Raw genomic sequence first — 13056 nt, 5'->3', positions numbered from 1 at the left:
TACAAAAAAATGATTTAACCACGAAGGTTTGCGTATATTCTCACGCCAGCTTTGCGTGGTTTTTTTACATGCCGGTTCGGATGGGTTAAAGCGTTTGTGTTTAAACAAAGGTTTATTATGGATAAAGATCCCAGGAAAAAAATCTGTATCATTGACGGCCAGGGTGGCGGCATCGGTTCTACCATCATCAAACGTATCAAAGAGCGGTTTGATGAGAAAGTAGAAGTGATTGCCCTGGGCACCAATGCCATTGCAACGGCTCAAATGCTCAAAGCAAGAGCAAACAAAGGCGCATCCGGCAGCAATGCCATTGTACAGACCGTTAAAAAAGCAGACGTGATTATCGGACCCGTGGGTATTATCATGCCCCATGCCATGATGGGTGAAGTCACAGGGGAAATGGCCCAAGCCATCTGTCTTTCCAATGCCCGAAAAGTGCTTTTGCCCCTGACCCAGGAGAATATCGCCATTGTCGGTGTGACCGGGCTGCCCCTACCCCAACTGGTGGATGAACTCATTGATACTCATTTATCATTTCTAAACAAGGAGTAAAAAAGTTATGTGTGAAGCAAATGCTTATATCATGGAACAAGACAAGGAAAAACTGGTGATGGAAGCCGTGGACAAGGTAGAACCGGTAGAAGACGGCGTTATTTTGGTATCAATCTTCGGTGAACAGAAGTTTATCAAGGGGTATGTTCATTCCCTTTCCCTTGTGGATCACAAGGTATATATTAAAACTTAAATAGGGTAGGAGATTTCCTATGTAAATTCAACTAATTGGTCCAGGGAGTGGCGGAGACGGGGTGGCGGTTCCCCTGCCCGATATCCCAATGCCACCAGCACCGCCACTTTTAGAGCATCCCAAAAATTCAATTTTCTTATGGTGAAATGCGGTATGATCTGGTAACTTTAAGCATACTCAGAAAACCTTGGATGCCAATGATTTTAAAAAAACAAATTATAGATCTTATGGCCTTACCCCGGCAGGCAAAAGAAAGCGGCATCGATCATTTTCGTCAACAGCTTTTACACTACTTGCTTCTGGGCTTTGCCATCTTTGGTTGTATCGCCTATCTGCCCAGTATTTATTATTCTGTTCTTTATAAATTCTATGGGATTGCGTTTCTGGACACCCTCATCCTTGGGGGTGTTTTTTTATTGGCGATAAAACAACAGATCTCCTTTTTCAATAAATCCCTGGGACTGCTCTCCCTGTTTTATATCCTTGGCGTGGGGTTGCTCATTTTTCTGGGCCCCAATGGGGCAGGTTTTCTATGGCTGCTCATGTTCTCCATTATGACAGGGGTCCTTCTGGGGATGAGGCCTGCTTTGGTCTCCCTGGGGATCAACCTTGTTACCCTGCTGGTGCTGAGCCTGTTTGTACATAACCGGGCGTTACCCTGGCAGCAACTCCAGCTGGACCCAATAGCCATCTGGATTGTTGTCGGCGTAAATTTTATTTGCATTAATGCCGTCGCAGCCCTTTCCGTTGCCTTTCTCATCAACAAAATCGCTCAAATGGTCCAGGCCGAAAAAAAAGGACGCATCCGATTAGAGGATGAAATTAAAACCCGCATCCAGGCGGAAACACAAAACAAAGAGCTGCTCAGAAAACTGTATCATTCCCAAAAAATGGAAGCCCTGGGCACCCTGGCAGGAGGCGTTGCACATGATTTCAATAATATTCTCGGGGCGATCCTTGGGTATGCCGAACTTTCCCTTCTGGACCTGGACAAACCCCATCCGGTCTATGAAAACCTCGAACATATTTGCCAGGCCACCGAACGGGGCAAGGGAATCGTCCATCAAATTCTGTCCTTCAGCCGCCAGACCCCTTCCCATAAAGAGGCCTGTGATCTTTGCCAAATTATCCGGGAATGTGTTAATTTTTTTAAGATTGCTCTCCCCGGCACCATTGAACTGACCACATCCCTCCCGGATACCCCTCTTCTTGTTTTGGCGGACAAAACAAAACTTTTCCAGGTTATCATGAACCTGCTGACAAACGCCATGCACGCCATTGAACTGGACCATGATAAAAAAAAGGGAAAAATTTCCCTGGGGGCCAAGTTTTTCCCCATTGCCCAAAAAAAACCTGAATTTACCTCTCTGGAACCTGGAAATTATATTGAACTGACAGTGGAAGATACGGGATGCGGCATTCAAAAAAATGAGATCCCCAGAATTTTTGAACCCTATTTCACCACAAAAGAAATCGGCAAAGGGACGGGCATGGGACTCTCCATTGCCCACGGCATCATCCGGGACCATGGCGGAAAGATTATGATATCAAGCGTACCGGGTAAAGGCAGCTGCTTCATGGTCTATCTGGCCTGTCATACCCCCCTCACTATTATGGAAAAGACAGAAGAGATAGAAACGGATCCAAGGGGAAAGGGAACCATCCTCTTTGTTGATGATGAACCGGAACTGGTTGAGATTTATACCCGGTTTTTGGAAAACTTCGGTTACCAGGTGATCGGGTTTACAGATCCCCTGGCAGCAAAGGAACGATTTGAAAAAACCCCGTTTTTCTTTGATATAGTGATCACCGATAAAAAGATGCCGGGCCTGACCGGTGACCTCTTGGCAATTGCCATCAAAAAAATAAATCCCGACATTCCAATGATTTTATGTTCCGGGTTTACCGAGTTATCCGATGAAAACATCTTTGACAAGATTTTGATAAAACCGGTTAGCAGCCAGATGCTGGCAGAGCAGATCCAAAACCTGTCGGCGACAGCCGAAATTTAAAATCAGACGGTTAGACAGGCAAAAGCCGGATCATTTCCCCGGGGCGATCCGGTCCTGCCACATGCAGGGAGACCCCGGAACCATTAAGCCCCTTGGCCACTTCAATAGCAGCCTTTTTGGGACAATTATTCTCTTCGCTTAAATGGGCAAGAATCACATGCTGAAGTGCTGGTTTAACATCAGGATCCAGCTCTTGACCGAGTATATCTGTTAAAAGCGCCCGGGTATCCATGTTGGACAGATGCCCTGTTCTTGATTTGACCCGCTGTTTTAAAAACCAGGGATAGGACCCATTGAGAAGCATCTCTGGATCATGGTTGGATTCTATATACAGCACCTGGCAATTTTTTAAATGTTCCCTGACAAGCCCTGTGACAATGCCAAGATCCGTGGCGATGCCAATTTTGTTTTCCTTAAAGGACAGGGTCAACCCGGCAGGATCTGTGGCATCATGGGAAATGGAAAAAGGCGCAACCTGCAGCTCATCAATGCAAAAGGAACTTCCGCATTCAAAAAAATGAAGATGGTCGATTTTTCCCAGATTTTTACAAGCGGCAAAGGTCTGGGGGGTGATATAGACAGGGATATTAAACCTGCGGCTCAATATCCCTGCCCCTCTTACATGATCGGAATGCTCATGGGTAATGATGATACCGGCGAGCTTTTCCGGTGTTTGCCCCACCAAGGTGAGGCGTTTTTGAATTTCAACACCGGACAGCCCTGCATCCACTAATACGGCAGTTTCCGGAGTGGAAACGAATACAGAGTTCCCCTTGCTGCCGCTGGCAAGGGGACAGATACTAAAAGCGTTATTTTGCTTCATCTTTTAAAGCTGCTTTGTAACTCAGCTTAACTTTTCCATCCCGTGTAATGTCAAGAACCTTTACACTGATAATCTCGCCTTCTTTTACCACATCGGTGACCTGTTTGACCCGATGCTCGGCCAGTTCTGAAATATGAACCAGGCCGTCGGTTCCAGGCTTAATATTAACAAAGGCCCCAAAATCAGTGATTTTTACCACTTCACCCTGGTAGATGGCGCCGATTTCGGGATCCATGGCAATATCAGATACCATTTTTACGGCCGCGTCGGAATCTTCCTGGTTTTCAGCAGCAATCTTAATGATACCGGAATCATCCACCTCAAGAACCGTATTGGTTTCAGACTGAATCGCACGGATCACCTTGCCACCAGGTCCGATGATGTCCCGGATTTTGTCTTTGTTGATCTGAATGCTCACAATTTTAGGAGCAAGGGGAGACAGGTTCTCCCTTGTTTTATCAAGGGTTTTCATCATTTCAGTCAGAATATGAATCCGACCGATCCGGGCCTGGGCCAGGGCGGTTTCCATGATCTCCTTGGAAAGTTCTTTGATCTTGATATCCATCTGAAGGGCGGTAATGCCTTCTGTGGTGCCGGCCACCTTGAAATCCATATCTCCGAAATGATCTTCATCTCCCAGAATATCAGACAAGATAGCGGTTTTATCCCCATCCTTTACAAGGCCCATGGCAATACCGGAAACAGGCGCCTTAATCGGCACCCCGCCATCCATGAGGGCCAGAGTACCTGCGCAGACGGTTCCCATGGAAGAACTACCGTTGGATTCCATGACTTCTCCCACCAGGCGAATGGTATATTCAAAATCTTCGGCCGAAGGCAAAATTCTTGAGAGTGCTCTATGGGCCAGATCACCATGGCCGATATCTCTACGGCTGGGGCCGCCGGCCCGTTTAACTTCACCCACTGAAAAGGGAGGGAAGTTATAGTGAAGCATAAAAGACCGGGTGGTATCTCCGTTGTTCAGGGTTTCGATGCGCTGCTCGTCCCTGCCGGAACCAAGGGTCAAAACACCCAGTACCTGGGTTTCCCCCCGGGTAAAGATAGCGGATCCATGGAGTCTTGGCAGGCAAGCCGCTTCACAATTGATATCGCGAATCTCATCAAAAGCCCTACCGTCAATCCGCTTGTTTTCTGTCAGAACAATGTTACGGCTGACAGATTTTACGGCTTTGCTGAATGCCTCTTTGACCTCGTCGATCTGATCTGGATATTCATCTGCAAAATGCGCCTTTACCTCATCTTTTAAAAGGCCCAAGGCTTTTGCACGTTCGATCTTTGTTTTGATCTGAACCGTCTCATGAATCTTGTCTGTGGAAAAGGCAATTACCTTTTCTGCCAGGGCCTCATCTTTTGCTGCCGGGACAAAGACTCTTTTTTCTTTTCCAAGGGTTTTTTTGAGTTCCACCTGGAGATCAATGAGGGGCTGCATGGATTCGTGTCCAAAAAAGATGGCATCCAGCATATCTTTTTCAGATACGATATTGGCGCCGCCTTCCACCATTACCACACCGGTTTTTGAACCGGCAACGGTCAGGTCGATATCACTTAGTTCCATTTGTTCGGGTGTGGGGTTGGCAATAAACTCACCATCCACCCGACCCACTTTAATACCGGCAATGGGGCCGTTAAAGGGGATATCAGATATTTCAAGGGCAGTGGAAGCTCCCACCATGGCCAGGACGCCGGGATCACAAAGTTTATCCGTGGACAAAACCGTTGCAATCACCTGGGTTTCAAAATTATACCCCGGTTCAAACAAGGGACGAATGGGGCGATCAATCATCCGGGCTCTCAGAGTTTCGTTTTCCGAAGGCCGGCCGATTTCCCGTCTAAAATAATTGCCCGGGATTCTACCGGCAGCATAAATCCGCTCCTGGTATTCAACCGTAAGGGGCAAAAAGCTTACTTCTCTTGGGTTCTTCGCCGCCACAGCCGTTACGATTACCCTGGTTTCTCCGTACTGGACAATAACCGATCCAGATGCCTGTTTGGCAATTTTACCGGTGGTGATGGAAAATTCTTTTCCGCCGATGGTTGCTGTTCTCGTTTGTTCCATAATTTCTCCTAATAATAAAAAAGGCGGAGACCTTGAGATACCTTACAAATAATAAACCCGCATCTTTGCAATCAAACCACTGCTTGATGGCAAACATGCGAACTTATTTAAAAGCATCCCAAACGACCGCCGCCCCCAGTTAAAAATAAATCCAGCCAATATACGATTGGTCAGGATACGATTGATTGATATAAACCAATCGTTAAACACAAAACCGGTTTTTGACCCAAAAACGATCAAAAACCGGTTCATGGTCATTCTACCTTCTAAGTCCGAGTCTTTCAATCAAAGAACGGTATCTGTTTATATCTTTTTTCTTCACATAATCCAGAAGGCTTCTGCGCCTTCCAACCAGAATCAGAAGACCCCTTCTTGAATGATGGTCTTTTTTATGAATTTTAAGATGCTCAGTAAGATAGCTGATGCGGTGGGTTAAAATTGCCACCTGTACTTCGGGTGAGCCAGTATCGGACTCGTGGAGCTTGAAGCCCTCAATCATTTCCTCTTTGTTCTCTGCTAATAAAACCACTTTTGGTCTCCTTTGTCTGGAATAAATAAAACATGGTATAAACGCTGCACTTTTTTAATCCTCCTTTAATCCGATATTCCATTCAGAAAAAAAGATGCTACAAAAAGAGGACAACACGGATAAAATACCATCACAAAACTGTATAACCTAACGTATTTACCAGTTAACCGGTAAAAACGCAACAATAATTATAGAGGGAGCCCTCTTTGGCAGGTTCTATAAGGGCCAGCAATCGATCTGAAAAATCCACCACTTTGATAAAGGGAGCCGGGGCAATATCCGGGGGAAGTAAAGGCGCAATCTCTTCTGTAGAAAGCTTCTGGCCGTAGGATATTTTCTTTTCAAGAAGGGTATCGGCCTGGATAGAGGGCAGGAAAGCAAGACAGTCTGACATGGGAAGAATATAGGGTTCAATCTCTTGGGGCGCCATTTTCTCCAGATCCCCAAGGGAAATGGCAGCGTTCAAATCAAAGGCGCTGGAGCGTGTCCGGCACAGCCCTGACAAATGGGCACCACAATTGAGCTTTTTTCCGATATCATAGGCCAGACTGCGAATATAGGTACCACCGGAGCAATGAACATCCATTTCAAACTCGGGCAGATCCATGTGTTGAACCGATATGGCGTAAATTTCAATCTTCCGGGGGGGCTTTTTGATCATCTCCCCCTTGCGGGCCAACTTATAAAGGGGCTGTCCCTTATGCTTTAAAGCGGAAAAACTGGGGGGAATCTGCTCCTGGCTACCGGAAAATCCGGCAACGACCTGCTGGACATCTTCAGGGGATATGGCAGTCACTACCCCTGGATCTGCCTCAAAAACTATTTTTCCCGTGCAATCGTAGGTGTCGGTTTCAACCCCCAGGGTCACCCGGGCAGTATAGTGTTTGCTGCCATTGAGAAAAAACCGAGAAATCCTTGTGGCTTTTTGGACTGCGATGAGCAAAAGCCCGGTTGCAAAGGGATCCAGGGTACCGGTATGGCCTATTTTTTTAACGCCCAGGACCCGTTTTACCCGGCCCACCACCCCGGCAGAAGAAATCCCCGCCGGCTTATTAATTGCTAGAATACCATCTTTCATTTAAATTTGACCGAAGAGGGTTATCGGTCCCCGGAGAGATCTGTATCAAGAAGCTCTTCGGTTTCCCCAGGTATCTTGGAATCGGGTGTCTTGGCATCGGAATCTGCGGCAGCTTGAATCAGGGCATCCATTCGTGCAGCTTTGTCAAAGGAATCGTCATGGAAAAACCGCAGTTCCGGCATGAATTTAAGCCCCAGTTTCGGAGCAATGTTTTTTTTAATATACCCCTTTGATTCTTTAAACCCTTCCATGGCCTCTGCAATTTTTTTCTTGCCGCCGAATACGGCCACATACACATCGGCTATCCGAAGGTCGGCAGTGAGCTTGACTCCTGTGATAGTAGCCATTTCGACCTTGGGATTTTGCATTTTTTTTCTCAAAAGATCCGTAATCGCCACCTGGATCATGCCGGAAATTCTATCTGCTCGTGTATAGGGTTTCATTCTTTTACCTTACTCACCCTTATATTTTCTTTCTTCGACTTCATAGCACTCTATGGAATCGTCTACCTTGATGTCATTATATTTTTCAAGGCCGATACCGCACTCGTAGCCCTGATCCACTTCCTTGACATCATCCTTGAACCGTCGCAGAGAGGAGAGCTGGGTGTCACATTTGATGATACCGTCCCGAAGAAGGCGAACCTTTTTACCCCGGACCATTTTACCCTCCATAATGTGAGAGCCTGCAATGGTTCCCATCTTTGGAACCACAAAGGTCTCCCTGACTTCGGCCCGTCCGATGATGATCTCATGGAAGGTGGAGGGCATCATGCCGTCCAGGGCTGCCTTGATGTCATTGATGACATTATAAATAATATCATAGAACCGCATGTCCACATGTTCGTCCTTGGCCAATTTACGGATCTGGGGAGAGGGTCGAACGTTAAACCCGATAATAATGGCATCAGAAACGGCTGCCAGGGCCACGTCGGATTCGTTGATAGTTCCGGCACCTGAATGGACAATTTTAATATCCACCTCTTCCTTGGCAAGGTCTTTGAGCGAATCGTTCAAGGCTTCAATGGAACCTTGGACATCTGCCTTGACAATAAGCTTAAGCTCTTTAACTTCAGCAGAACCCAGGTTCTCAAACATTTTTTCAAGGTTGACACGGCTCTTTTTGGCCAGTTCCTTGGCCCGCTGTTTCTGCATTCTGTGGGAGGCAATCTGTTTGGCTTCCTTGTCGGAATCCACAGCGGTAAATTCATCTCCGGCATCGGGTACACCGGTAAGTCCCACAATTTCAACGGGGGTACTGGGACCTGCGGCATCAATTCTATCACCGGAATCATTAATCATGGCCCGAATACGACCGGAATGCAGACCACACACGATGGGATCTCCGTCCCTCAAGGTTCCTTGTTTCACCAGAACCGTGGCAACAGATCCCCTGCCGACATCCAGTCTTGATTCCACCACATATCCTGTGGCCTTTCGTTTGGGGTTGGCCTTAAGTTCAAGCACCTCGGACTGGAGAAGAACCATTTCAAGCAATTCATCGATCCCTTCACCTGTTTTGGCGGAAACCTTTACAAAAATAACCGTCCCCCCCCATTCTTCGGCCAACAGATCCAGTTCTGACAATTCGCGCATGATCCGGTCGGGATCTGCCCCCACCTTGTCCATCTTGTTCACCGCCACAATCACCGGCACACCCGCTGCCTTGGAATGATTAATGGCCTCTATGGTCTGGGGCATGACACCATCATCTGCCGCAACAACAAGAATTACAATATCGGTTACCTTCGCCCCCCTGGAGCGCATGGCGGTAAAGGCAGCATGGCCTGGTGTATCCAGAAAGGTAATCCGACCGCCATTAGGGCTTTCCACATTGTAAGCACCAATATGCTGGGTAATACCACCGGCTTCACCGCTGGTAATTTTTGAGGTACGGATGACATCCAGTAATGAGGTCTTTCCATGGTCAACATGGCCCATAATGGTGACAACCGGCGGACTTTCAATCAAATCTTCCTCGGCATCTTCGGCCGTCTTGATCTGGAGAAGATCTTCCTCCTGGGAATTGGCCTTTTCCAGTTCAAAATCAAATTCAGTGGCCACAAGAGTTGCCGTTTCAAAATCGATGGTCTGATTCACGGTGGCCATGACCCCCATGCCCATCAATTTTACAATCATCTCATTGGCCTTGATCCCCATCCGTTTGGCAAGCTCTGACAGTTCTATGGCCTCATCGATCTTAATCCGTCGTTTAATGGCCTTGGGCGTTGTAATCTGGGTTTTCTGGAAATTTCCTTTTTTACTGCCACGGATATCTTTCTTACCCCGTTTTTTCCGGCCCCGGTTCGTGTACAGAGCATCCCCTTCAACAACTGATTTTTGTTTGCGTTTTTTGCGTTTCCCTGCAAACTCAGACACCGGCGGGAGCTCCCGTCGCCTGTCTTTCTTTCTGAGGCTGGGGTCACTAGGCGGAACGGCCATATTCGGTCGGCCGGGAGTAACAGCTCCTGGACGGGATGGCGCTGCAGGTCTCTGCTGTGCCGGCCTTTGCGTCGCTGGACGCTGAGAAGCGGGTCTTTGCTGTGCGGGCCTTTTGTCAGCATAACCAGGACGAGCATCCCCTCTAGCACCCGGACGTTTTTTCTCTTCCGGTGATTTTAATTTCCTTAAATTCTCAAGGACTGCCGGATCGGCAATCTTCACTATTTTAGCCGGGGTTGACTTGCGTTTTTTCTTTTTCTTTTTGTCTTCTTCTTTGGCGTCTTCTTCTTTGGCGTCTTCTTCTTTCACGTCTTCTGATGCCGCCCCTTTGGATTCAACCGGTTCAGGTGCTTCTTTTTCTGCCCCACCCTCGTCGGCCTCTTCAGTTTCAGGCCCAGGCATCGAGATTTTTGCGGCAGACAAGTCCACCTTTAAGTCTTCCGGGACATCCCTCTTGGTTTCCGAATCCTTATCTCCCTTTACAACATCCTCCGCCCTTTTATCCACAGCCTTGGCCTCAGTAATAACCGATTCCACAGCTTTTTCCATTACGGGTTCAGGCGTTAATTCAGGGGCTACCTCAACCGGCCTTACAATCTTAGCAGGTGTCGATTTTTTCACCTTGGGCTTTGCAATTTTCTTTTCTAAATCAGCCCCCTTAGGTTCAACCACTGGTTCACCCTCATTTTTATCGGACTGTTCTTCTGCCAGTTCCTTTGATTGTTCCGTTGGAACTTCTTTGATGGAATCCTTGGTTCGGTTAGACGTCACCTGTTCAGCGATATCCTCGGCCTTATCATCCGAGAGCTCACCCGATAGTTCAACTGGGGACTCATCATCATATTCTTCCTCGTGGGGTTGTCTTCTCCGGCGGATGACAGCAGTTTTTACCTTAACGTCATCTGCCTGTTTCTTTTTACCCGACAGGCTTTTTTTAATTGCAGCGACCGCACTATTTTCCAGAGAACTCATGTGGCTTTTAACTTCGATTTTCAGTTCCTTCATTTTATTAAGAAGCGCTCTGTTTGTCATGTTCAGATCTTTAGCTAACTCATATACTCTGACCTTCACCATTCGTTGCCCCCAGTAATCCTCTTTTAATATTTTTTTCTCTTGCCTGCTGCCTGCTTCGTTTACAATCTAACCCTCAGCGTCTTCCGTCTCATCATCCACTGCAGTTGCCGAAGAATCCATGGGATCTTCGGCCACAGAAGCGGCCTGATCTTCTGCCAGGCGCACCTGTTCTTCTTCAGCCAGACGTGCTTGTTCTTCTTCAGCCAGACGCGCTTGTTCTTCTTCAGCCAGACGCGCTTGTTCTTCTTCTGCCAGACGCACCTGCGCTTTGGCTTCCCGCTCCAGTTTTACAGCCGTCCGCTCTTGTTCAAGAATTTTTACAGCCTCTTCAATGGTGGCCTTGGCATCCTCGGGAGGAATATCCATCACAGCTGCAAGGTCTTCCACAGGGGTTTCCGAAATATCCAAAACAGAAGCATATCCCGCTTTGAATAAATTCTCCGCCATGGCCAGTCCCACACCACTCAATTTCATCAGGCTGTCATACCCTTGTTTGACCTCGCGACTATACTCTTCTTCACTTGTCACTTCCAGGTGCCAACCGGTAATCTCACAGGCCAGGGAAACATTTTGCCCTCCCTTGCCAATGGCAATGGAAAGGTATTCATCATTCACGATCACTTCCATGGACTTGTTATCTTCATCAATAATCACCCGGGCGATCTCAGCCGGAGAGAGAGCATTACAAACGAACCTGGCAATATCCGGGCTCCACTGCACAATATCGATTTTCTCTCCCCTCAACTCCTGAACAATACTCTGGACCCGGTTGCCCTTCATTCCCACACAGGCGCCCACAGGATCCACGTCAGAATCAATTGAAGAAACCGCTATTTTTGCCCTCAGGCCCGGCACCCGGGCCGAAGCCCTTATGGTAACAATTCCTTCGGCCACCTCTGGCACCTCGGTTTTGAACAATTCCGTTAAAAATTCGGGATGGGTTCTGGAAAGAATAATCTGGGCACCCTTTGATTCTTCAAGCACATCCTGCACATAGGCCCGGATTCGATCCCCTCGTTTATAGTTTTCCTTGGGCATCTGATCTCTGGGTCTTAAAATTGCTTCGGCCTGGCCCAGGTTAACCACCAGATTGCCCCGGTCAAACCGCTGGACAATCCCGTTGATAATTTTACCCTGCTTTTGAATAAAATTTTCATATACCGCATTTCTTTCGGCTTCCCGCATTTTCTGGATAATGACCTGCTTGGCTGATTGGGCCGCTATCCGGCCAAAATCCTCTGTATCAATATGGATACCAAGACTATCACCGATCTCACATTCCGGGTCATATTCATACCCTTCTTCCAGGGTCAGCTCGCTATCGGCGTATTCAACTTCCTCGACAACCTCTTTAAAATGGAACACTTCAACATCACCGCTCTTTTCATCATAATGGACTTCGATATCCGCCCGGGGCCCGATTTTCTTTCTTGCAGCAGAAACAATGGCCTCTTTGATTGTGGTGATGAGTATTTCCGCATCAATACCCTTTTCACGGCTTACCTGGTCAATTACCCTTTTAATATCTGTGATAAACATGTTAAGCGTTCTCCATATTACTGACCTGAAAGCATTGCTTTGCTGATCATAAGATCTGGTATTTCAACTTTTTTACCATCAACTGCAATTACGACAGAATCATCATTTGTCTTCTCAAGAACTCCCGTAAATTTTTTCTGTCCTTCAATTGCCTCGTATGTTTCTATTTTTATTCTCTCACCTGTAAACCTGTGGAAATCTTTTTTTTGATTTAAGGGCCTTTTGGGTCCCGGAGAGGACACTTCAAGCCGGTATCTGCCCATGCTCGTAAGCTGAATATCAATCAAATCCCCCAGTTGCCGGCTGACCAAGACACAATCATCCATGGTAATGCCACCTGGCTTATCAATGTAAACCCGGACCATTGCTTCCGGATCACCGGGAACATACTCGACATGAACAAGTTCGAGATCCTCATCCTGGCACAGGGGCAGTGCAACCGCCCTGATTTGTCCCGCCAACGTCCCCATTTCTTGTTTTCCAAAGCCCATAAAGCAACCAAAATCCCTATCTAATTTACACATCCCCAAATACAAAAACGGGCAGATGCCCGTTCCTAGTAATACAACTTTAACAAAACCTTCACCCAAAATCACCGGTTCAGATCATATCTTTACCTCACTAAATGGAACCACCTGCCATCCTCCAAAAAAAAGATGGAGCGGGCAACGAGACTCGAACTCGCGACATCAAGCTTGGGAAGCTTGCACTCTACCAGCTGAGTTATGCCCGCATTAG

The 13056-nt window shown here is 47.3% G+C and carries 11 protein-coding genes and 1 tRNA gene; 3 read left to right on the top strand and 9 right to left on the bottom strand.

The window, feature by feature from the left end; translation table 11 throughout:
- Positions 1–117 precede the first annotated feature (117 nt).
- The 3 genes from ACZ45G_RS00870 (at position 118) to ACZ45G_RS00860 (ending at position 2757) form a co-directional block, all read left to right on the top strand.
- The gene (locus tag ACZ45G_RS00870) at positions 118–552 is read left to right on the top strand and encodes a DUF3842 family protein (protein WP_464174719.1); all 435 of its coding nucleotides are present in this window, start codon (positions 118–120) and stop codon (positions 550–552) included.
- Between the two features lie 7 nt (positions 553–559).
- Entirely contained in the window at positions 560–745 is a 186-nt protein-coding gene (locus ACZ45G_RS00865; protein ID WP_464174718.1) for a CooT family nickel-binding protein, read from the top strand.
- A gap of 197 nt (positions 746–942) precedes the next feature.
- A complete protein-coding gene (locus tag ACZ45G_RS00860; RefSeq protein WP_464174717.1) occupies positions 943–2757 on the top strand; it encodes a hybrid sensor histidine kinase/response regulator in 1815 nt (604 codons plus the stop codon).
- A 10-nt stretch (positions 2758–2767) separates the two neighbouring features.
- Here ACZ45G_RS00860 and ACZ45G_RS00855 read toward each other — a convergent pair whose 3' ends face one another.
- The 9 genes from ACZ45G_RS00855 to ACZ45G_RS00815 all read right to left on the bottom strand — a co-directional run bounded on the left by ACZ45G_RS00855 (position 2768) and on the right by ACZ45G_RS00815 (position 13051).
- Complete coding sequence (locus ACZ45G_RS00855; RefSeq protein ID WP_464174716.1) at positions 2768–3580, bottom strand: MBL fold metallo-hydrolase; 813 nt, start codon at positions 3578–3580, stop codon at positions 2768–2770.
- Positions 3567–5657, bottom strand: coding sequence for a polyribonucleotide nucleotidyltransferase (gene pnp / locus ACZ45G_RS00850; RefSeq protein ID WP_464174715.1), 2091 nt, complete (start codon positions 5655–5657; stop codon positions 3567–3569). The genes ACZ45G_RS00855 and pnp overlap by 14 nt, the downstream gene beginning before the upstream one ends.
- Positions 5658–5916: 259 nt before the next feature.
- Complete coding sequence (gene rpsO, locus ACZ45G_RS00845) at positions 5917–6186, bottom strand: 30S ribosomal protein S15 (protein ID WP_464174714.1); 270 nt, start codon at positions 6184–6186, stop codon at positions 5917–5919.
- Between the two features lie 163 nt (positions 6187–6349).
- Entirely contained in the window at positions 6350–7264 is a 915-nt protein-coding gene (gene truB, locus ACZ45G_RS00840) for a tRNA pseudouridine(55) synthase TruB (protein WP_464174713.1), read from the bottom strand.
- A gap of 20 nt (positions 7265–7284) precedes the next feature.
- Positions 7285–7707 carry a 30S ribosome-binding factor RbfA gene (gene rbfA, locus ACZ45G_RS00835; RefSeq protein WP_464174712.1) on the bottom strand — a complete coding sequence of 141 codons (423 nt, stop codon included), beginning with the start codon at positions 7705–7707 and terminating at the stop codon, positions 7285–7287.
- 9 nt (positions 7708–7716) lie between these two features.
- A complete protein-coding gene (gene infB, locus ACZ45G_RS00830) occupies positions 7717–10779 on the bottom strand; it encodes a translation initiation factor IF-2 (RefSeq protein ID WP_464174711.1) in 3063 nt (1020 codons plus the stop codon).
- A 66-nt stretch (positions 10780–10845) separates the two neighbouring features.
- On the bottom strand, positions 10846–12318 hold the full coding sequence (gene nusA / locus ACZ45G_RS00825) for a transcription termination factor NusA (RefSeq protein ID WP_464174710.1): 1473 nt from the start codon (positions 12316–12318) through the stop codon (positions 10846–10848).
- Between the two features lie 17 nt (positions 12319–12335).
- Positions 12336–12788 (bottom strand): ribosome maturation factor RimP, encoded by a 453-nt coding sequence (locus ACZ45G_RS00820; protein ID WP_464174709.1) that lies wholly within the window; start codon positions 12786–12788, stop codon positions 12336–12338.
- Between the two features lie 187 nt (positions 12789–12975).
- Positions 12976–13051: transfer RNA gene (locus ACZ45G_RS00815), tRNA-Gly, on the bottom strand.
- Between the last annotated feature and the right edge of the window lie 5 nt (positions 13052–13056).

This window comes from Desulfoconvexum algidum, assembly GCF_055382125.1.
The sequence above is the reverse complement of the archived record's forward strand: the minus strand, read 5'-3'. Positions and strand labels throughout refer to the sequence as shown.